The organism is Bacillus cereus group sp. MYBK95-2 (assembly GCF_051915225.1).
In the GTDB taxonomy this organism is placed as follows: Bacteria; Bacillota; Bacilli; order Bacillales; family Bacillaceae_G; genus Bacillus_A; species Bacillus_A cereus.
In genome coordinates this window covers 63,220-86,216 of the sequence record NZ_JBQAEH010000001.1, presented here as the reverse complement: position 1 = coordinate 86,216, position 22,997 = coordinate 63,220, and the positions used below count along the sequence as shown (strand labels likewise).

The following is a 22,997-nucleotide window of genomic DNA, read 5'->3' as shown; positions in this document are numbered from 1 at the left end:
AATATCCAAAGGGCTTTTTGTTGATTGTATTTGTTTTTTAGAAACAATTATTTTTCTGGGACGGACAGTCCATAAAAGAACATCGTAACGATATCTTTTATATGTTTTTCCCGATCTCCTTCAAGAAGTTGTGCTCCAAATTCATCACCTAATTTTGTAAACATTTGAATGTAAAGTAACATCATTTCTTTAGTAAGGTGTGGATTAATTTCGTTTTTGCGCTGAGCTCGTTCTAATATTTCTAAATACCAGGGTAGGATTTTTTCATTTTGATAACTATAAATAAACTTACGGAGTTCTTCGTCCCTTTGCATCATTTGTAGTAACATATCAGGTTGAAATAATCCGCCAGTATTCATTTTTCTTACAATCATTTTTTGCATCATATCATGAAAAGGTAATTTTTCTTCTGCAAGCTCTTTATAATATTGAAATTCAGATATGATAAATTCTTGTATAAGCTCCCTAAATAACGCATCTTTACTTCCGAAATGATTATAAATTGTAACTTGAGAAACGTTTGCTTCTTTTGCGATATGTTCTATTTTCACTTCATTAAATCCACGTTCTGAAAATAATACGAATGCTGCTTCTTTAATGGCACGCTTTTTCTTTTCTTTTACTCTTTCAAAGCCGTTCAATGCAATCACCTCACTTAAAATATACAAGAAAAAATAATGGAAAACAATAATTTTGAAATATGGACTAATAAATATTTCAAAAAATTGTTGCGAATATGGAAGATGAGGAGTACAATAATTTTGAAATATCACATATTCAATATTTCAAAAAATGAGGTGGAATTATGATTTCAGTTCAAGATGTCACAAAACAGTTTTCGAATGGAAAAGGTTTGTTTCATATTACATTTGATGTAAAAGAGGGAGAAGTATTTGGTTATTTAGGACCGAATGGTGCCGGAAAATCAACGACGATTCGTAATTTAATGGGATTTATAAAACCGACAGCTGGTAAAGCGACAATTTTTGGATTAGATTGTTGGAATGAAGCAGCGAAAATTCAAAGGGAAGTTGGTTACTTGCCAGGTGAAATTTCTTTTATTGAAGGAATGAATGGATTAGAGTTTTTAAAATTAATGCAGGGAATGCGTGGATTAAAGGATACGAAAAGACGAGATGAACTGATAGAGCGTCTGCAATTTGATGTGAAAACACCGATTCGCAAAATGTCTAAAGGAATGAAGCAAAAAGTAGGGATAGTCGCTGCATTTATGCACGATCCAGAGGTGTTAATTTTAGATGAACCAACATCTGGACTTGATCCACTTATGCAACAAGTGTTTATAGATTTAATATTAGAGGAAAAGCAAAGAGGAAAAACAATCCTAATGTCATCACATATTTTTACTGAAATTGAGAGAACTTGTGACAGAGTAGCTATTATTAAAGATGGTCGACTCGTAACGGTTGAAAATATTCACGATTTACAAAGTATGAGAAGACAGGTGATAGATGTAACAGTATCATCACAAGAAGAGATTGAGTCCCTTACAAAGTGTAATTTGCAATTTGAAGCGGTAAAAGGTAGAGAGGCATCTATCATTGTACAAGGAAACTATCAAACTGTTTTACAAACACTTTCAAACTATAATGTAACGGCACTTCAAACGAGAGCGATGGATTTAGAACATTTATTTATGCATTATTACGATAAGAAAGAAGGGGTAACGCATGAATAAGCAATTATTTTTAGCTAGTTTGAAAGAAACACAAAAAAGTATTTTGAGTTATGCGTCTGGTGCAGCTTTATATCTGTGGTTATTAATTTGGATATTCCCGTCAATGGTATCAGCGAAAGGGCTAAATGAATTAATAGCTGCCATGCCTGATAGTGTGAAAAAAATCGTTGGTATGGAAAGCCCGATTCAAAACGTAATGGATTTTCTAGCGGGCGAATACTATAGTCTATTGTTTATTATCATTTTAACAATTTTTTGCGTAACAGTTGCGACACATTTAATTGCTCGTCATGTAGATAAAGGAGCAATGGCATACTTGCTAGCAACACCTGTATCTAGAGTGCAAATTGCGATTACACAAGCTGCTGTTCTCATATTGGGACTTCTAATTATTGTATCTGTTACGTATGTAGCTGGGTTAGTAGGTGCAGAATGGTTTTTACAAGATAACAACTTAAATAAAGAATTATTTTTGAAGATAAATGTAGTCGGAGGGCTCATATTTTTAGTCGTTAGTGCGTATTCATTTTTCTTTTCTTGTATATGTAATGACGAAAGAAAAGCACTAAGTTATTCAGCGAGTTTAACTATCTTATTTTTCGTATTGGATATGGTGGGGAAGTTAAGTGATAAGTTAGAATGGATGAAAAACCTATCATTATTTACGCTGTTTCGTCCGAAAGAAATTGCTGAAGGATCATATAATATATGGCCGATAAGTATAGGTTTAACTACTGTAGCGCTTTGTATTTTTATCGTAGCGATTGTAGTATTTAGGAAGAGGGATTTACCGTTATAGAGTAGAAAGTCCACTGAGAAAGTGGGCTTTTTTTATTTGTAAATTTAAACTAGTATGTTTATCACATAACACTTATAAAGGATATTTATCTTTTTAATTACATAAATATTCAAAAAAGTGAACCTTTTTCTAGGTTCATACGTCTAATACATGTAAAGTTAAATTGGAAGTGATGAAGTGAGGATGAAACAGGAGGAGCAATTGTGAAAGTAATCCCTTTATATAAAATGATTGTAAAAGAAGAAACGGATGTTTCTTTAGCGAAAAAAGGTGATCATGAAGCCTTTATAGCGCTTATACATACAGAAAAAGCGAAGATGTATCGAATAGCAAAGGCGATGTTACGTGATGAGACAAATATAGAGGATGCGATACAGACAACAATTTTAAAAGCCTATGAAAATATAAAAAAATTAAAAAAAGAAGAATTTTTTCAAACTTGGTTAATTCGAATACTAATAAATGAGTGTAACAATATTATTAGAGCGTATAAAAATGTAATTGTGACAGAAGAGAATGATTACAATATGAGTGCTTGTGATCAGTATGAAGATATAGATTTGTGTAATGCGATTCAATCGTTACATGAAGAATTAAGAGCTGTTACGGTGCTTTATTACTATGAAGACATGCATCAAGAGAGTATAGCAAAGCTGTTAGAAATACCGAAAGGAACAGTGAAATCAAGATTATCACGTGCGAGGGAACAACTACAAAAACGATTAAAGATGGAATAGGGGGTGTAAAGGATGGATAATGAAAAATTATTTGATGAGAAATTAAAAAAGAGAATAAAAGATGAAAATGTTATAGTACCTCCAGAGTTAAATGAAAAGATTAATAGCACGCTACATAATCTTAAGGTAAAAAAGAAGAGTTACAAAATTCATATGATGATAATTAGTGCAGCGGTTTGTATACTTTCAGTGGTATCTATGTCTGAGTTTTCTATACAAAGTTTTGCGCAAAATGGTGGAGTATTTGAATATGTAAAGAAAAAAGCGTTTTCTGATTATGAAAATGAAGAAGAAATAAAATCGAATGTACATTATCCAGATAAAGAAAAGATTCATCAAAAAATGCTAGATTCTATTGATTATTTTAAAAATATTTCAGGACAATTTGAGGAATATTCTAGCTTATCAAGAATTGCTACAACATATAAGTATGCGATTGATACGGAGAAACAAAGAGGTATCTCTTCGAAAGAAGATAAACTAGCCAAAAAACGAACAATTATATATAACGAGGGGAAGAAAAAAGAATTTGATGATGAGAAGTATACCTATAAAGAGAAAAAATGGAACCCGAAAGAAAGAAACAATGAACTATTAAAATTAAATCCTACGGAAAGGTTAGTGAGAAAATCAGATGAGAAAAAGAGATATGATGATGAATATGTAGGGCTAGCTAAATATAGTATTCAATCAGAATTCGCAGATTTATTAATTCGATATAAAGATTGGAATTATAAAGAAACGAAATATCTTGGATTAGATTGTTACAAAATTGAAGGAGTTATAAACATAGAGATGCCTGTTAGCACCTCTGAAGATTTAAGAGGGAAATTCGAAATGGTTGTGGAGAAAAATACAGGGATTATGTTGAAATTTCTTAGTTTTCAAGAAGGCTTGATTCAATATTCAGTTACGACTGAATGGATACAAATAGATAAGGGATTGAAAGAAAGTATATTTCAAAAGGATAGTGCTAAATATGAAAAAATGAAAAACATATTGGATGAATAGAAACAGGAGGAGAGTAAATGGGTAATCATTCATCTTTAAGAGAAGAGAAAAATAAGCAAAAATATAAAAAGAAAACGATAATAAGTTTACTACTGGCGGTATTACTATTTGGTGGAATTGGCTATGGAGCCTATGTATATATGAAAACTTCTAGTCTTGTACAAAAATCTAATTTGAATTTAGCACGAGGTGAAAAATCCAATTTACGTGAGAAATCTGTAAAGCCAATTGCAAATCATGTTTCACTTTTAATTATGGGAATTGATGAAAATCAAGAACGACAAAAGGAATATAATGGTGCATTTCATACAGATGCATTATTGTTAGCGACTTTTAATAAAGACGATAAAACAGTGAAATTAACGAGCATACCGCGTGATACATATACATATGTTCCAGTTGAAAAGAAAAAAGATAAAATAACCCATGCATATGGAAGTGGTTTCGTTAAAAATGGTAAAGATGGAGGACCGCAAGCTTCTGTGGAAGCAGTAGAAAAATTGTTACAGGTGCCTGTTGATTATTTTGTGAAATTTAATTTTGGTTCCTTTACTAAAATTGTTGATGGGTTAGATGGTATTGAAGTGGATGTCCCAGTTGAATTTACGGAGCAAAATAGTAAAGATGAACCTGATGCGATTCATTTGAAAAAAGGATTACAAAAATTAAATGGGGAAGAAGCACTTGCACTAGCAAGAACGCGCCATATTGATAGTGATGCAATGAGAGGACAGCGCCAACAACTTGTTATTGAAGCGATTTTAAGTAAATTAAAAAGTGTAGGATCGATTACGAAGCTAGAAAAAATAGTTGAGGCGGTTGATGGTGATTTTAAAACAAATTTAGTAATGGATGATATTTTATCTTTTTATAAATACGGTTTAAACGGTTCAGTTGAAAAAATACAATTAGCTGGTGATGATTTATTCTTACCTAATGGCCCAAACGGGCAACGTGTATATTATTATAATCCTAATAAAAAAGATCTACAGAGTTTGAGTAATACTCTTAGAACACATCTAGGATTAAGTGAAAAACAGATTGAGGAGAATTAAAGCAGATGTAATGTCTGCTTTTTTATTATGTTAAATAGTATGTCTTTTATTTATAAATATTATATACTATTTTCAAGTTTAAGATAATAGTGTAACATAAATTTATAGTTTAAGTTAAATAACAGGGGGGCTATTACATAGAATATATCATTAGCAATTATTGAAATAGTATGGGAGAAATGAAAATACAGGGGAGTATCAAAAATGAGAATTGTAAAGAATTTAACATTCCAAGTTATTGTGGCTATTATTTGTGGTATTGCAGTAGGGGCAATTTGGCCGAGTGTTGGACAACAAATGAAGCCAATTGGTGAAACATTCATCAATATGATTAAAATGGTTATTGCACCGATTATCTTTTTAACAATTGTGCTCGGTATTGCAAGTATGGGAAGTATGAAAAAGGTAGGCCGCGTTGGTGGGAAGGCACTATTATATTTTGAAATTGTTACAACAGCGGCTTTAATTATTGGTATCATCGTAGCGAATGTTGTACGTCCAGGAGATGGATTAGATCCCTCAAAACTAAAAGGCGGAGATGTTTCACAATATGTACAAAGTGGGCAAGAAATGAAATGGATGGATTTCTTTTTACATATCGTGCCGTCTAACATGTTTGAAGCATTTGCCAAAGGTGATATTTTACAAGTTCTGTTCTTCTCCATTTTATTCGGAGCAGGGTTAACGATGTTAGGAAAAAATGGACAACCGGTTATTGACTTTTTTGAAAGATTATCGAAAGTATTTTTTAACATTTTATCAATTGTAATGAAATTAGCACCAGTTGGAGCATTCGGTGGGATGGCATTTACAATTGGGAAGTATGGTTTAAGCACGCTCATACCACTTGGTAAATTAATGATTTGTGTATATGCGACAATGGCATTATTTGTTTTTATTGTTTTAAATTTTATTTGTAAATTGTATAAATTTAGTTTGTGGAAATATTTAGCGTATATTAAAGAAGAATTACTTATTGTTCTCGGGACATCATCTTCAGAATCAGTACTGCCGCGGATGATGACAAAGATGGAAGACTTCGGGTGTTCGAAGCCGGTAGTAGGTTTAGTCATTCCAACAGGTTACTCTTTTAACTTAGATGGAACAACGATTTATTTATCAATGGCAACTATATTTTTAGCGCAAGTTTTTCACGTCGATCTTTCACTAGGTCAACAATTAACTATAATAGCTATTTTGTTAGTTACATCTAAAGGAGCAGCAGCAGTAACCGGCGGGGGATTCATTGTACTAGCATCTACCCTATCTGCAATGAATGTTATCCCATTAGAAGGTTTAGCGTTATTACTTGGTGTAGATCGTTTCATGTCAGAAGCACGTGCTATCGTTAATTTAATTGGTAACGGTATTGCAACTGTAGTTGTTGCGAAAAGTGAAAATGAATTTGATGATGAGAAGTATACGAGAGTAGTAGAGGAAATGAAAAGAGAGAAAATGGTCGGGTAAAAAGTCAGCTTTGCTGACTTTTTTATTTTTGTAGAAAAGATGTTTTTAGATATATGCATTATTTATTAGCAATAATTAACAAGTATTCAAGTGGTAAATGAGATGAAAGTGATTAAAACAACGAATGTGTATGAATGCGAAATAAGGTTTGAACAAAATATGGAATTTTTATGAATATTACTGTAAAAAAATAATTTTTTAAAAATTTTCAATAATAATACTTTACAAAAATTAAAAAATTAGTAGAATAAGAATTAGTAAGAATCGTCTGATAAATATATAGAGAAAAACAGAATTATCAGAAAATTCTTTAATAGCTATCGTTAAGAATTAGGGAGGGTACAAAATGAAAAAGAAACAAATGAAAAAACTAACAGCAGTTGTAGCACCGGTTTTAGCAATGAGCATGGCGTTAACAGCATGTTCTACATCAGGTGGAGATAAGAAGACAAGCACAAATTCTAGCTCTAGTGGAGATAGTAAGTCAGGGGAAAAATTAGCAGCAAAACAAGTGTTAAATCGTACAGAAACAAATGAGATCCCAACAATGGATACTTCAAAAAATACAGATACATTAGGTTCTCAAATTTTAGGGAACACAATGGAAGGGTTATATCGATTAGATAAAGATAATAAACCAATCCCAGCTGCAGCAGAATCTAGTACGAAAAGTGAAGATGGTAAAAAATATACATTTAAACTACGTAAAGATGCAAAATGGTCAAATGGTGATCCTGTAACAGCAAAAGACTTTGCTTATGCATGGCAACGATTATTAGATCCAAAAACAACTGCAGAATATGCGTTTATCGCATTCCCAATTAAAAATGCAGAGGCGATTAATAAAGGTGAAAAACCAGTAACTGAACTAGGAGTTAAGGCGGTAGATGACTATACATTAGAAGTTGAATTAGAACAAGCGGTACCATACTTCTTAAACTTAGTAGCGTTCCCATCGTACTATCCATTAAATGAGAAGTTCGTAAAAGAAAAAGGTGATAAATACGGTTTAGAGTCTGATACAACAGTATATAACGGACCATTCGTTCTTACTGATTGGAAGCATGAGCAAGGCTGGAAACTAAAGAAAAATGATCAATATTGGGATAAAAAGACTGTAAAATTAGATGAAATCAACTATAGTGTAGTAAAAGAGATAAATACAAGGGTTAACTTATTTGATACAGGTGCAATTGATTTCGCACTTCTATCAGGTGAATTCGTTGACAAATATAGAAATAACAAAGAGGAGTTTGGCACATACTCACAAGTAAGTACATTCTTCTTACGTATGAATCAAAAACGTGGTGGACAAGATACACCATTAAAGAGTCAGAAATTACGTGAAGCAATCGCGCTTTCTATCGATAAGAAAAACTTAGCAAACGTTATTTTAAATGACGGATCTAAACCAGCAGACTTCTTAGTACCGAAAGGGTTAGCGACTGGACCAGACGGAAAAGACTTCCAAGAAACATTTAAAAATGGTATCAAACCAGATGCGAAAAAAGCTGCTGCAGCCTGGGAAGAAGCGAAAAAAGAACTCGGTAAAGACCAAGTTACAATTGAGTTATTAAACTATGATACTGGTAATGCGAAAAAAGTAGGGGAATATGTAAAAGACCAAATTGAGAAAAATTTAAAAGGTGTAACAGTTAATATTAAACTTCAGCCATTCAAACAAAAACTAAAACTAGAAACAGAGCAAGATTATGATTTATCATATGCTGGTTGGGGACCTGACTATGCTGACCCAATGACATTCTTAGATATGTTCCAGTCTAATCATTCTCATAACCAAATGAGCTTCGCTGATTCTAAGTATGATGATATGATTAAAAAAGCTGGCACTGAATTAATGGGTGACGCGAAGAAACGTTGGGAAGAGCTAGGAAAAGCTGAGAAATTACTTCTTGAGAAAGATGTAGCACTTGTACCTTTATACCAACGTGGTGATGCATATGTTCTAAAACAAAATATTAAAGGTATTGTAAAACATAATATCAGTCCGGAATATAGCTTTAAATGGGCATATGTAACTGAAAAATAATAGAGTTAAAAAAGCATTTCAAAGTAGCTAAGCTACTTTGAAATGCTTTTTTGTGAGCTTAAAATACTAATTTTTAGTATGGTTAAATAGAGGAGAATAAGGTGTATAGTATGTACATATAGTAGATGGGGGATAAATCCTACTAAAATAAAAAAGTAAGAATATTTAAAGTTAAACTATTTACAAATGTGAAAAAAAGAGTAGAATAACATTAGTTGTAATTTTCAGAAAAATTAATCTTTAGTAAGGGGTCTCTCAAGGGTTGGTAATGTACATATAATTAGGGAGGGTACAAAAATGAAGAGAAAAAAGATGAAAAAGTTAACGGCTGTTGTGGTACCAGTTTTAGCGATGAGTGTTGCATTGACAGCATGTTCTGGGTCAGGTGGGGAAAAGAAAACGACTACTACATCAAATAATGGGGAAGAAAAAAAATCTGATATTAAATATGCAGCGAAACAAGTATTAAATCGTACGGAAAACCAAGAAATTCCGACGATGGATACTTCTAAATCTACTGATACATTAGGTGCGCAAATTTTAGGGAACACGATGGAAGGCCTATATCGCCTTGATAAAGATAATAAGCCAATTCCTGCTGCGGCAGAGTCTAGTACGAAAAGTGAAGATGGTAAAAAGTATACGTTTAAACTGCGAAAAGATGCAAAATGGTCAAATGGTGATCCTGTAACAGCGAAAGATTTCGTTTTCGCATGGCAGCGCTTACTTGATAAGAATACTGCGGCAGAATATGCATTTATTGCTTACTATATTAAAAATGCAGAAGCGATTAATAAAGGGGAAAAACCTGTAACTGAATTAGGAGCGAAGGTGGTAGATGATTACACGCTAGAAGTAGAATTAGAAAAACCGGTACCGTATTTCTTAAATTTATTAGCATTCCCATCATACTATCCATTAAATGAAAAATTCGTAAAAGAAAAAGGTGATAAGTACGGTTTAGAAGCAGATACAACTGTGTATAACGGTCCATTCGTTATGTCTTCATGGAAACATGAACAAGGTTGGCAGCTGAAGAAAAATGATAAGTACTGGGATAAAAAGACTGTGAAATTAGAAGAAATTAACTATAGTGTAGTAAAAGAGGTTGCAACGAAAGTAAACTTATATGATACAGGATCAATTGATTTTACATTACTATCAGGAGAGTTTGTAGATAAATATAAATCGAACAAAGAAGAATATGGTGAGTATGCGGAATCAAGTACATTCTTCTTACGTTTAAATCAAAAACGTAACGGACAAGATACACCTTTAAAGAGCAAAAAACTACGTGAAGCAATTGCATTATCAGTTGATAAAAAAGGATTGGCAAATGTAATTTTAAATAATGGATCAAAAGCAACAGATCAATTGGTTCCAAAAGGACTTGCGACAGGGCCAGATGGTAAAGATTATCAAGATACATTTAAAAATGGTCTGAAATATAATCCGAAAAAAGGAGCAGCAGCTTGGGAAGAAGCAAAAAAAGAACTTGGAAAAGATCAAGTTACAATTGAATTGCTAAGTTATGATGATGGAACTGCGAAAAAGATTGCTGACTATGTAAAAGATCAAATTGAGAAAAATTTAAAAGGTGTAACGATTAATACGAAAATTCAGCCATTCAAACAAAAATTAAAATTAGAAACTGCGCAAGATTATGAAATTTCTTATGCAGGTTGGAGTCCAGACTATGCGGATCCAATGACATTTATTGATATGTTTGAATCGAAGAGCCCGTACAACCAAATGAGTTATTCAAATCCAAAATACGATGAAATGGTAGGAAAAGCAGGTAATGAATTAATGAGTGATGCGAAAAAACGTTGGGAAACGTTAGGGAAAGCTGAAAAATTATTCCTTGAAGAAGATGCAGGGTTAGTTCCTTTATATCAAACAGGAAGATCGTACGTAATGAAACCGAATGTAAAAGGAATTGTGAAACATAACATCAGTCCAGAATATAGCTTTAAGTGGGCGTATGTAACTGAGGATGGCGGAAAAAAATAAAGTGAAAGCATTTCAAAAGTGGCTGAGCTGCTTTTGAGATGCTTTTTAGTATGTATAAGGGAATAAATCTCGTTAGCCTATTGAGAATCGGATAGGTAATTAGGAAGGTTCTATCTGAGGAAATTAGAGAGGTCAGTAAGTGGTAAGAAAGATGAATGATAGTAAGAGACCTCATGCTAATAAGAAAAATATAGAATGTAGTAATAGAGTGGAATAAGAGAAGGGATGTTTACATATAGTAGACGGGGGATAATTCATATAGTAGTTAAAACAACAAGATACTATAATAAAAAATAAATATTTAGAAAATTTACAAAAATACTTTACAAAATTTTAAAAAACAGTAGAATATTAATTAATAAGAATTTTCTGATAACGAAAGTTAGTAGAGAATTTCTAAATGTTAATATCGTACATATAATTGGGGAGGGTACAAAAAAATGAAGAGAAAAAAGATGAAAAAATTGACAGCGGTCGTAGCACCAGTTTTAGTAATGAGTATGGCATTAACAGCTTGCTCTGGATCAGGAGATAAAGAGAAGGCAAGCACAACACCAAAAAGCGGTGAAAAAGAAGGCGGAAAGTTAGCGGCGAAGCAAGTGCTTAATTTAACAGAGTCTCAAGAGATTCCATCTATGGACTCTGCTAAAGCGACAGACCAAGTATCGTTTCTAGCTTTAAACAACGTAATGGAAGGTTTATATCGACTTGATAAAGATAATAAGGCAGCTCCAGGGGTTGCTGAATCATATAAAAAGAGTGATGATGGTAAAAAGTATACATTTACATTAAATAAAAATGCAAAATGGTCAAATGGAGACCCTGTAACAGCGAAGGATTTCGTGTTTGCTTGGAAACGTGCGGTAGATAAAAATACAGCAGCGGAATATGCATACATTATGTTTGATTTAAAGAACGCAAAAGCAATTAATGATGGGAAAGCACCACTTGATACGTTAGGTGTAAAAGCTGTAGATGATTACACATTAGAGGTAGAATTAGAAAATCCAGTTCCTTACTTTGTAGAATTAACTTCATTCGGAACATTCTATCCGTTAAATGAAAAATTCGTAAAAGAAAAAGGTGAAAAATTTGGTTTAGAAGCAGATACAACGTTATACAACGGACCATTTACATTAACAGACTGGAAACATGAAGAAGGATGGAAATTAAAGAAAAATGCACAATATTGGGATAATAAAACAGTTAAGTTAGATGAAATCAACTTTAACGTAGTAAAAGATAGCGGTACACGTGTAAACTTATATGAAAGTGGACAAATCGATCGTGCGGGACTTACATCTGAAATGGTTGACAAATATAAATCAAATCCAGACTTCTATACACAAAAAACACCATCAACGTTCTTCTTACGTTTAAACCAAAAACGTGGTGGGCAAGATACAGTATTAAAAAACAAAGATTTACGTTTAGCGATTGCAAAGGCATATGATAAAAAAGGCTTAACGAACGTTATTTTAAATGACGGATCTACACCGGCAGATTACTTAGTACCAAAAGAATTTGCGAAGAGTCCAGATGGAAAAGACTTCCGTAAAGATAACGGAGATATTTTAAAAACAGATGTGAAAAAAGCAAAAGAGCATTGGGAAAAAGCGAAAAAAGAACTTGGAAAAGAGCAAGTAACGATTGAGCTATTAAACTACGATAGCGATAATGCGAAAAAAGTAGGGGAGTTCTTAAAAGGAGAACTTGAGAAAAACTTACCAGGGTTAACAGTGAACTTGAAAAATCAACCGTTTAAACAAAAGTTAAAATTAGAATCAGATTTAGATTATGATTTATCTTACGCTGGTTGGGGCCCTGATTACTTAGATCCAATGACATTCATTGATATGTTCGTTACAAATGGTCCTCATAACCAAACTGGATATTCAAATCCAAAATATGATGAAATTGTAGAAAAAGGTAAAGGCGAGCTATTAACGAAAACGAAAGAACGTTGGGATAGCTTACTAAAAGCTGAGAAAATGTTACTTGATGATGCTGTAATTGCACCATTATATCAACGTGGTGATGCTATCGTTCAAAGACAGAAAGTAAAAGGTATTGTTCACCATCCAGTTGGTGGAGACTACAGCTATAAATGGGCATATATTACAGAGGATAAGTAAGATGAGGGGCGTACAATACGCCCTTTTTTCTATGCACTTTTCTTCCTTGCTCGAATATATAAAATAAAAAAGGGAGAATCCCATGAAGCGAAACACATACATCGATTTCCTAGCTTATTACGGAATAGGAAGCGCTCATCCTGGTGGCTTTACGTTAACAAAACAATTGTTAGCACAACTGCCTTTTAAATATGGAGCGAATGTCCTTGAGATAGGTTGCGGTACGGGGAAAACAGCGGCATATATGACAAGGGAATTTGGTTATAAAGTAACAACGGTTGAAAAGAATGAAATTATGATTCAAAAGGCAAAAGATAGATGGTTGTTTGAAGGGTTAGATATACAATTAATTGAAGGAAATGTGGAGCATTTACCGTGTTTGAATAACTCATTTGAGTTCGTACTTGGAGAATCAATCATCGCTTTTACAGACAAAGAAAGGGTTATCTCGGAATGTTATCGTGTATTACAGCAGGACGGTAAGCTTGTTGTCATTGAAATGATTATTGATAGGCACATTGATAAGGGTGAGGAAGAAAAAATCGCCCAATTATATGGTATGAAAGAATTATTAACGGAGAATGAGTGGGTAGAATTATTTCAGAAAGCAAATTTTAAAAGAATTACAATTGCTGGCGGTGGCACGATTGCAGAAACGATCTCTGGCTATGTAGAAGAGCCAGAATGGAATGTATCCTCACATATTCCGAATGAGTTATATGAGGCGTGGGTACAGCATGAAAATATACGGCTTATGTACCAACACATTTTAGGGCATCGTATTTTTATATGTGAAAAATAAAGAAAAAGAGTTGGCTAAAGGTAGCCAACTCTTTACTATGTTAAATGAAAAATAATGCAGCTAATGTAATTCCGAAGATGAAACCAAATCCGAGTTCAACACCCCAGCCACAACCGCCGCCTCCCCAGCCACCGCAACCACAACTACCACAACTACTACAACCACGACCACCACATCCGCAGCTGCTGAATCCACCACCGCATCCGAATCCACAACTATCACACCTGCTAAGGCCTCCACAAAGGTCACAACCACCGTTTGCATAAGCGTCATAGTAGCCGAATCCTGAATCAAAAGATGAGCGCTGTTGCACCGGTTCAATCCATACAGAGCTTTGTGTCACATCGATTATTTTCCCTAAATGTATACGGCCATCACGGTCTTCAATCCGAACAATTTTTCCGAAGTAACGTCGGCATGTATCATAACATTTTTGTCTATGCATGTTCTTTCCTCCTTCCGCATTACAGTAATACGATATGTAAGGGGGACAAGTGCGGCTTGTACGAATGCCCTATCTATCATAATTGTTATAGGAAAGGGGAAATATAAGAAGAGGATATATAAGGAGGAAAAGGCATGAAATCTACAGATCAGTTTCAGACATACGAAGTACCGTGGGAAGAATTTATTGAAGCGTTGCGAGAGGAAATGAAGAAGCAAGTAGGGGCAGATATTATTGATACAGTAGTTTGCAATTTAGAAGATGGTTTTGAAGTGTATACATATGTGCAGGGGGATTTAGATTTTGAATATAAGGAAGCGCTTGAGAGAAAATACGGAAGTGATGCGAAGACACCTAATGTGTTAACGATAATGTTATTAGCTAGTATTTATAATACAAGTGAAGAGAATATACGCTTGCATGCGGATCATAAAGAGAATCCGATTGTTGAAGTGTATGTAAAGCAAGGAAACACGCTGTGAAAGGCGTGTTTTTTAATTGTATGATAAAATGTTAGAAAATTAAGAAAGAAGGTGATGAATTGGGAATTAAACATCTTAATTTAACAGTTGCAGATGTAGTAGCTGCAAGAGAGTTTTTAGAAAAGTATTTTGGCTTAACTTGTAGTGGAACAAGGGGGAATGCCTTTGCAGTTATGCGTGATAATGATGGATTTATACTAACGTTAATGAAAGGAAAAGAAGTTCAGTATCCAAAAACATTTCATGTAGGATTTCCACAAGAAAGTGAAGAACAAGTAGATAAGATAAATCAAAGATTGAAGGAAGATGGATTTTTGGTCGAGCCTCCTAAGCATGCCCATGCGTATACGTTTTACGTTGAAGCACCTGGTGGATTTACAATAGAAGTGATGTGTTAAGTTAAAAATCAAACTTTTTGTCATGTGTTTTTAAAATAAAAAGTAGGAAAAGTCTGTTTTAAGCGTGGAGCTTAAACAGGCTTTTTTACTTATATAATTGGATAGAGAATGCTAGAAGGAATATTACCAAGTGTATGATCTGTTTACATAATAAAGTTATGGTGGGTTAGTTGTCCTAAAATACAAGTCATATATCTTGTTTCCTCTCATAAATTTAAACATAGGAATTTGTCTACAAAGGTGGCGAAGCCTCATCATGAAAATTCGAATTTGTGCCACATTCATGTTGTTTCTATTTATATGGTTACATCCTTTTTGGACTTTTGCAAAAGGAGAGGAGGCAAAGGAAAGGGTCGTTTCACTTGTATATGATGATTCGGGCAGCATGAGAAATAACGATCGCTGGAAATATGCCAATTATGCTTTGCAAAGTTTAGTTGCGCTATTAGATGAAAAAGATAAATTTTCTTACGTTCCAATGAGCAAGCCGAATGATCCATTAAACATTTCGTTAGCGAAGGATAAGAGACAAATGGAAATTGAGGGAATTGGAGCGTGGAAAACGTATTTAAATACTCCGTTTAGCGCAGTAGAAACGGCGATGCAATCTATAAAAAAGGAAGCAGATATAGATGGGAAGCGTGAATTTTGGCTTATTGTCTTAACTGACGGGGCATTTAATGACTTAGAGAAAGATAAGGTTGGCGGAAAAGAACAAATTACACAAAAGTTAGCACAGTTTAAGAAGGATATGGATGCAAAAAAGATATCGCTACATCCAATTTTAATTACGATGGAAGAGGATTTAGGGCAACAAGAAAAAGCACAACTAAATACGTTTAAAGAAATATGGAAGAAAGAGCTCAACGGGGTTACGATGCCATCTAGTGGAGAGGATGGAATTGTAAAAAGCGTCAATCAAGTGGCAGCATTAGTTGCAAATCGTGATCCGTTCTCTTCCGTTGAATCGATTGTAAAAACGAAAGTAGTAGGGAAGAAAGTAGAGATTACAACACCATTTCCGTTAAAACGTATGACACTTGTACGACAATCGCCTTCTTTACCCGATTATCAGGTCACACAAATTTCTAAACCATTACAATTACAATCTTCTTTTTCCATACATGCACCAGGTGAAGCGAAATTGTTCGGAAATATAGTTCATATCAGTACGGAAAATGAAGAAGTTATTAAACCAGGAACGTATACGATAGAAGTGGACCGAGATATTGAGAAAGAAGGATTACAAGTACTAGTCGAACCGGCACTTAATTATACTGTTTCTACTTATGACAAAGAGGATAAGGATAGAAAAAATGTTGAGGAAATGTATGAAGATGTGACAGCTGTTATTGAAGCAAAACCTACTGAGTTGCCAGTTCAGTCTTCTTACTTTCAGGCAGAAGTAGAAATAGACGGGAAGCAATATGCGATGAAGTGGGACGATAAAAGACATGTATTTTATTACGAAACGAAGCTTACTAAAGGATTAGTACGCGGGAAAGTTCATATGAACATAAAGGGGTTTTACAGACAGACGAAAGAATTTAAAATCGAAACAACGAAAAAGCCTAAATTATCACTTCAAACTGTCACGAAAGATTATGAAGAAAAAGTAACAAATTTAGAGAATAGTAAACCATTTATTATACAACCACAGTTAGATGATAAGCCGATGACAGAAGAGGCTGTAAAAAAACTATTAAAATCTACTGGTGTCACATCTAAACAATCAATCAACTATGAAATAAAACAGCATGGTAATCAAATTTACATTTATCCTCGACCGCATTACTCCGACACATTCAATTTTACAGATACCGGCACCGTAGAAGCTACCATCGTAGTGCAGGATTCAAAATTACCAAAAGTAAAGAAAGATATAACACTCCATATTCAAAATGCGCCGTTTTATGAAAAGTATGCGCTTATTTTTAAGTTTGTTATTCCTATCACTTTATTACTGTTAATAGTAGGAATAATCGTTTTAGGATGGATTGTCCGTCCAAGATTTCACCGGAAAGCATTATTGTATTACGAATGGGATCAAGAGGTAGCGAAAGATTGGTTATATCAATCTGAGCCAGAGTTACTCAAAAATAAATGGTGGAAACATTATTTTGGTATTCCGTATAGAGCAGAAAGAAAGACTGTGCAATCCGTTACGTTTATAGCAAAGAAAGGATCGAAATCGATATTTGTAGCGAAAGAGTCACAAGTAGTAGGAATGATTATTGATGGGATGTTTATAACAGAGGATGAGGTTGGAATGGAACATAAGACACTATATCCAAATGAACTTTTAGTAATTGATAGAGGATATGGTAAGGAGATTTACAAATACGAGTGTGAATAGTAGGTAGGGATAAGAAGGGGATGGAGTATTGATCCTCTTTCCCTTTTTTCCAACAAGCAAGAATAGGAAGGTGGTTCACATGACATTACAAGTTCCAACAATATTAATTGGTTTAGGTGGAATCGGTAGTACTGTGACGCATCAAATATATGAAAAACTGCCTGAAGAGCGCCGGAAAAAGGTAGCAATGCACGTATTTGATACAGATGTGAATACATTAAGTAAATTCGATCATATTCGAAAGTTTAAGACACAAACAAGTTCTAGTAAAACGCCTAGGGAGTATATTGCGGGAGATCCAACGATCCCAGAGTGGTTTCCGATGGATCCGACTATACTTGATAAACCATTAACAGAAGGAGCAGGACAGTTACGCGTCATTTCACGTTTAGCGTTACGTGCTGCGATGAAAGAAGATAAATTGACGTCTTTTTGGCAAGAAATCGAGAAAATCTTTCCGGTTACAAGTGATCAAACGGAATATGGTGTGCGTGTCATTATAGTAACATCACTAGCAGGCGGAACAGGTTCAGGGATGTTTCTGCAAATTGCTTTATATTTACGTGAAATGCTTCGGAAGAAATTGCAGCATCATAACATTTTAATACGCGGTGCGTTTTTAATGCCGGATGTTTTAGTAAAGACGAGAACGGTTAGCGCGAAAGAATTTGAAACGGTGCAAGCAAATGGCTATGCATCGTTAAAAGAATTACATGCTATTACGCTCGGGTCTACTGGAGAATTATCAAAACGCGGCGGTGTAACAATTGAATTAGAGTATCGCCCTGATCAAGTAGATGAAGACGGAAGAACGAATCATACAATTAAACAACATCATTTACCGTACAATTATTGTTTCTTATACGATTACGAAAACCTACATGGACACCATTTACACAATTTATCAGACTATATGGAACAGATGGCAAATACAATTTATTTACAGTTATTTAGCCCGATGTCCACAAGTCATTTTGCACAGGAAGACAATCAAATTCAGCAATTAGCAGAATCAAGCGGAAAAGGACGATATTGCGGGGCAGGAACGGCAAAACTCATTTATCCATATGAACATGTGTTAAAATATTGTGCTTTAAAATGGGCCGTGCAAGGTTTAGATGAATCGTGGCTTCATTTAGATCAACTGTTTCAAGAGAAGAAGCAAAGATACGATCAAGATGTAAAACGTGGGATGCAACGTGAAAAGCCGGAGAGAGGTAAAAGTTATTTAGAGGACTTGGAGCATCTTGCTACCCGTCCAGAGCAAGCTCATATTTTCTATAGACAAATGTACAATGAAACACGTGAAGGAGCAGAGGGTGGTAAGCTCGGAGTTGCGAAATCAAAACTGTTTTTAGAAGCTGTAGAAAGTTATGTACAACGAACGGTGCAAAAAGATGAGGAATTAAATCGTCTGCAACATGAGTGTAAAATTTCAGCTACGAAACTGAAAATGATGGAACAGATGAAGGGTGAAGTGGCAAGAGTGGATCATGCGGTGCGTTTATATGCGTATGCGATTCCGAGCCGGGTACATGAACATGTAACGACACTTTTATATGACATGATTGAATCAGACCGCTTTTCACCAAGTGGTTCTGAAGGGCAGTCCTATCAATTAAATACATGGTTTTTAAAGAAAACAGATCCCGTTCACCCAGTAGCAGCGCGTTTTATGTTATATGAAATTCGAAAGCAGTTAGTAGAAAAAATGAATCGACTACATGAAAATAATGAACAAAAGCGTAATGTAATTCAAAATTACGATAAAAAATTTAATGTGGGTAATATTGATGGAACGGTAACGGCTGTACGCCGAGTAGAAATTGCTCAACAACAAGGCTGGTTCGGAAAAATGATTAATAATCAGCAACGTTTATTCAAAAGAGAATTTGAAGACATCGTAACGCAATATGTACACAAATTAAATGAATATCGAAAAGAAATGCTATTAGAACTTGTATATCAATCGCTATATCAAGCAGTTAATAAAATGATTCAATATTGGGAAAGATTTTTTGATAATTTACATGAAACACGTGAAAATTTACTGTTTGAAATCCAAAAGCGCAGTAAGGAATTTGAAGGGAAAACAAACCCGACGAATGTATATGTATTAGCTGAGGAACAGCTGCAAGAAAAGATATGGCAAGATATGCAGCAACATTTAAATTTAGGTGTACTACCGAAAGATATATCAGCGGAAATTTACATGAGTTTGTACGGGGAATATTGTCGTGATGCGAAAACAGAAGAGATTCAGTCGAAAAAGGTAGAGGATTTCTACCGAGAACATATACTGAGCTATTGTTATGACGAACTGCAAGTACGCTATCGTGATAAATTAGAACTGAATATTATTGAAGCGTTGCGAAAAGAAGCAGATTATAAGAAACGTGATCGCGATGAATACGTTCGTGAAAAAATTGAAGACCTGTTCCATTTAGCGAGTCCATTCGTTCCGAAAGTTGCTCATCATAGGGAATTACAATATTGGGGTATACATCCTTCTTTAAAGAAAGAGTTGCAAGAGGAATTAATTCAAGAAATGTTTAAAGAAAAAGATACAGTACATGAAGCCTTTTCGCCATTTGAAGTGATCTGTTATCGAGCGCATTACGGCTTATCGCTGCAAGACTTTCCTAAATTATCATCAGGACATATTTCAAATGGATTTATGAATGATAAAGGTGACTATTTCCAATCGTATTATCGCCGTGTAAACAAATTAAATAGTAAAAAATCTAGTTTAACGCCGCATTTAGATAAGTATTGGCACTTACCAGCCTTTATGCCAGATTTAAATGCGACTCAAACAAAATTAGATTATGATAAATGTAATCGTGCATTACTATACGCATATATGTATCGCTGGATTAGTTTAGTTGCTGTTGATGGACAGTTTGTGTATCAATATAACGGTGTAGGACGTAGCTTTTTAATTCAGTCAATGGGGAAAAATATTTCAAGCGAAAGTTATAAATTACACAGAGCGTTGCTTCATAATCCGTTTATTTATGAAAACATCTTGTCACGATTTGAAGAAGAGCAAGAAAAGGCGATGATACAAGGTGGACATTTATATACACATCCGTTCGTATTAGGAGCCCAAGATGTAAGATGGCTTAGAAAAGAACATGTCCACAATCTTTTAGATATGATTTTAATGTATGATCGTGAAGCGAAGTATGATCCGACGTTAGAAGAAACATCAGATGAATTATTAAGACTATTCCTTGATGAAATCGAGTTGTATTTCCAGAACTATTACGGTACAGGTGCCGATATGGTGGCAAAGAAAGAGAAAGAAATGTTTATTAAACAATTGTGGGATCGCTCGCATGCGAAAGGATATGTAGATCCAAATAGCGCTCCGTATAAAAAATGGCAAAATTTATTAGGTGTTCAAGATGAAGAAGAAACGTCAAAAACGAATGTATAATGAATGAAAAGGGAATCCTTAAAAGTGGCAATACAACTTTAGAAAAGAGGGATTCTGATGCCGTTTTTAGGAAGTGTATATCAAATATTTGGGTTATATCCGGAACTTTATTATGGGATGATTTCAGCGGAGCTGCAAGAGGAAGCTCAGAAGGAGCATCTTGGAACTAGTAGTGCAGAAGCTGAAGCGGAAGAATAAAAAAAGTGCAGATGAAAATCTGCACTTTTTTGTTAGTATTAAAATGGTAAAATAACCTCAAATGAATTATTATTTTTAAATAATAATTCATTTGAGGTTATTATAATTTTTATTGCATTGTATGTAATGAAAATTGTATGAAAATCAATGTAATAAAATGTGTATGAATATTAAGGTGGAAAACAACAATGTTTTTGAGAAAATAATTATGTATAAAAATAACATTTGATACATAATCAACCGATTGTTTTTGATTGATTTATTATTGACAATATAATTAATTGTATGATAAATTCAATCAGCATTCTTAATGGTTTTTTGGTACGATTAATATTTTGAAAATTCAATACGGCATAAAGAGATTGATTTTTCTGTTTTTTTTGAGGTGGGTTACTAAGTCTATAGGGGAAGTGAACTATGTATATTTTTATTTTTAAAATAGAACAGTAATAAAGAATGTAACAAGTAAGAGATAAACTTGAAAAAGAGGTTTCAAAGAATGAGTCTTTTCATAAAGAAAGCAATGGATGAAGAAAAGAAAAAAGTATTGAATCAAACTTTAGGAGCGATTGATCTAACTCTTTTAGGGATTGGAGCAATTATTGGTACAGGTATTTTCGTATTAACTGGTATTGTAGCAGCGAAACATGCTGGTCCGGCGATTGTATTATCTTTTGTATTAGCGGCAATTATATGTGCATGTGTAGCTTTCTGTTATGCTGAATTTGCATCTACAGTTCCAGTTTCGGGAAGTGTATATTCATATACATATATGACACTAGGTGAGATTTTTGCATTTATAGTTGGCTGGTGTGTTATGCTGGAGTATTTATTAGCGACTTCTGCGGTTGCAGCAGGCTGGTCAGCATATTTTCAGTCATTGCTACTAGGTTTTAATATTCACATTCCTACGATTTTTGCTTCGGCACCAGGAATGGGGAAGGGTGGAATCATTGATTTACCAGCAGTTCTTATTATTTTAGTTGTTACATTTTTATTAAGCCGTGGTGCAAAAGAAAGTGCACGAATAAATAATATAATGGTTATTATTAAACTGGCTGTTATTGTAGGGTTTATTGTTGTAGGGACACAATATGTAAGACCAGAGAATTGGCAACCATTTCTACCGTTTGGTTTTCACGGTGTGGTAGGAGGCGCTGCTACTGTATTTTTTGCTTTTTTAGGATTTGATGCAGTTGCAACAGCCGCAGAAGAAGTGAAGCGTCCACAACGTAACGTGCCAATTGGGCTACTTGTTTCCTTGTTCATTTGTACGGTTCTATATGTAGGTGTTTCATTCGTGTTAACTGGAATGGTTCCGTTTACGGAATTAAATGTTGCTGATCCTGTTGCATATGCGTTGCGCACTGTAGGAGAAGATAGAATTGCTGGGTTGTTATCGGTGGGAGCGATAGCAGGGCTAACAACAGTTCTGTTAGTAGCTATGTTTGCATTTGTTCGTGTATCTTACTCGATGAGTCGAGATGGATTGTTACCAAAAAGACTTTCAAGTGTCCATAAACGTTTACAAACTCCATTTTTTAATACATGGGTTACAGGTATACTAGCAGCTTTATTAGCGGGATTAGTGGATTTGAATTTATTAGCTAATTTAGTGAATATGGGAACGATAACAGCATTTGTGTTTGTATCTATAGCTGTCATTGTATTAAGAAAGACACATCCTAATATGAAGAGGCCATTCCGTGCTCCTCTAGTACCTTTTTTACCTATCGTTTCGATATTAAGTTGTATATATTTAGCTTTGAACCTTTCTAAGCTTACTTTAATTAGTTTTGTGGCATGGATTATAATAGGTGTTTTCATATATTTTGTATATGCTAAAAAACATAGTAATGTTAGAAATAGAAATAGAAATAGAAATAGAAATAAAGTATAGTCCATTGA

General features: G+C 34.2%; 18 protein-coding genes. 16 read left to right on the top strand and 2 right to left on the bottom strand.

Annotation, left to right across the window (positions count from 1 at the left end):
• Positions 1 to 47: 47 nt before the first annotated feature.
• Entirely contained in the window at positions 48 to 650 is a 603-nt protein-coding gene (locus tag ACTFN4_RS00360; protein WP_139310388.1) for a TetR/AcrR family transcriptional regulator, read from the bottom strand.
• 155 nt (positions 651 to 805) lie between these two features.
• Between ACTFN4_RS00360 and ACTFN4_RS00355 the strand changes: the two genes are divergently transcribed.
• The 10 genes from ACTFN4_RS00355 to ACTFN4_RS00310 all read left to right on the top strand — a co-directional run bounded on the left by ACTFN4_RS00355 (position 806) and on the right by ACTFN4_RS00310 (position 13,768).
• Complete coding sequence (locus tag ACTFN4_RS00355) at positions 806 to 1,699, top strand: ABC transporter ATP-binding protein (RefSeq protein ID WP_000626569.1); 894 nt, start codon at positions 806 to 808, stop codon at positions 1,697 to 1,699.
• Entirely contained in the window at positions 1,692 to 2,498 is an 807-nt protein-coding gene (locus tag ACTFN4_RS00350; protein ID WP_001041430.1) for an ABC transporter permease subunit, read from the top strand. Before ACTFN4_RS00355 ends, ACTFN4_RS00350 begins: the two co-directional genes overlap by 8 nt.
• A gap of 203 nt (positions 2,499 to 2,701) precedes the next feature.
• Positions 2,702 to 3,235: a sigma-70 family RNA polymerase sigma factor gene (locus ACTFN4_RS00345; protein WP_000864731.1), complete on the top strand. Its 534-nt coding sequence runs from the start codon at positions 2,702 to 2,704 to the stop codon at positions 3,233 to 3,235.
• Positions 3,236 to 3,247: 12 nt separating this feature from the next.
• Positions 3,248 to 4,246, top strand: a complete 999-nt coding sequence (locus ACTFN4_RS00340; RefSeq protein WP_410989214.1) for an anti-sigma factor — start codon at positions 3,248 to 3,250, stop codon at positions 4,244 to 4,246.
• Between the two features lie 17 nt (positions 4,247 to 4,263).
• On the top strand, positions 4,264 to 5,301 hold the full coding sequence (locus ACTFN4_RS00335) for an LCP family protein (protein WP_439962018.1): 1,038 nt from the start codon (positions 4,264 to 4,266) through the stop codon (positions 5,299 to 5,301).
• A gap of 204 nt (positions 5,302 to 5,505) precedes the next feature.
• Positions 5,506 to 6,768 (top strand): dicarboxylate/amino acid:cation symporter, encoded by a 1,263-nt coding sequence (locus tag ACTFN4_RS00330; protein ID WP_001223629.1) that lies wholly within the window; start codon positions 5,506 to 5,508, stop codon positions 6,766 to 6,768.
• A gap of 346 nt (positions 6,769 to 7,114) precedes the next feature.
• Positions 7,115 to 8,818, top strand: a complete 1,704-nt coding sequence (locus ACTFN4_RS00325; protein WP_000730163.1) for a peptide ABC transporter substrate-binding protein — start codon at positions 7,115 to 7,117, stop codon at positions 8,816 to 8,818.
• 297 nt (positions 8,819 to 9,115) lie between these two features.
• Positions 9,116 to 10,831, top strand: coding sequence for a peptide ABC transporter substrate-binding protein (locus ACTFN4_RS00320; protein WP_322357016.1), 1,716 nt, complete (start codon positions 9,116 to 9,118; stop codon positions 10,829 to 10,831).
• A 440-nt stretch (positions 10,832 to 11,271) separates the two neighbouring features.
• On the top strand, positions 11,272 to 12,966 hold the full coding sequence (locus tag ACTFN4_RS00315) for a peptide ABC transporter substrate-binding protein (RefSeq protein WP_000823441.1): 1,695 nt from the start codon (positions 11,272 to 11,274) through the stop codon (positions 12,964 to 12,966).
• Between the two features lie 82 nt (positions 12,967 to 13,048).
• Positions 13,049 to 13,768 carry a class I SAM-dependent methyltransferase gene (locus ACTFN4_RS00310; protein WP_439962017.1) on the top strand — a complete coding sequence of 240 codons (720 nt, stop codon included), beginning with the start codon at positions 13,049 to 13,051 and terminating at the stop codon, positions 13,766 to 13,768.
• Between the two features lie 40 nt (positions 13,769 to 13,808).
• Here ACTFN4_RS00310 and ACTFN4_RS00305 read toward each other — a convergent pair whose 3' ends face one another.
• Positions 13,809 to 14,213, bottom strand: a complete 405-nt coding sequence (locus tag ACTFN4_RS00305; RefSeq protein ID WP_439962016.1) for a hypothetical protein — start codon at positions 14,211 to 14,213, stop codon at positions 13,809 to 13,811.
• 134 nt (positions 14,214 to 14,347) lie between these two features.
• On the opposite strand from ACTFN4_RS00305, the gene ACTFN4_RS00300 reads away from it, so the two are divergent.
• From ACTFN4_RS00300 to ACTFN4_RS00275, 6 genes are all read left to right on the top strand, one after another.
• Complete coding sequence (locus ACTFN4_RS00300; RefSeq protein ID WP_000842902.1) at positions 14,348 to 14,695, top strand: hypothetical protein; 348 nt, start codon at positions 14,348 to 14,350, stop codon at positions 14,693 to 14,695.
• 59 nt (positions 14,696 to 14,754) lie between these two features.
• Positions 14,755 to 15,093 carry a VOC family protein gene (locus tag ACTFN4_RS00295; protein ID WP_000511515.1) on the top strand — a complete coding sequence of 113 codons (339 nt, stop codon included), beginning with the start codon at positions 14,755 to 14,757 and terminating at the stop codon, positions 15,091 to 15,093.
• A gap of 256 nt (positions 15,094 to 15,349) precedes the next feature.
• Entirely contained in the window at positions 15,350 to 17,449 is a 2,100-nt protein-coding gene (locus ACTFN4_RS00290) for a vWA domain-containing protein (protein ID WP_048538095.1), read from the top strand.
• A gap of 79 nt (positions 17,450 to 17,528) precedes the next feature.
• The gene (locus ACTFN4_RS00285) at positions 17,529 to 20,891 is read left to right on the top strand and encodes a tubulin-like doman-containing protein (RefSeq protein ID WP_000175124.1); all 3,363 of its coding nucleotides are present in this window, start codon (positions 17,529 to 17,531) and stop codon (positions 20,889 to 20,891) included.
• 57 nt (positions 20,892 to 20,948) lie between these two features.
• A complete protein-coding gene (locus ACTFN4_RS00280; protein ID WP_439962015.1) occupies positions 20,949 to 21,089 on the top strand; it encodes a phosphonate ABC transporter permease in 141 nt (46 codons plus the stop codon).
• Between the two features lie 499 nt (positions 21,090 to 21,588).
• Positions 21,589 to 22,989 carry an APC family permease gene (locus ACTFN4_RS00275; protein ID WP_439962014.1) on the top strand — a complete coding sequence of 467 codons (1,401 nt, stop codon included), beginning with the start codon at positions 21,589 to 21,591 and terminating at the stop codon, positions 22,987 to 22,989.
• Positions 22,990 to 22,997 lie beyond the last annotated feature (8 nt).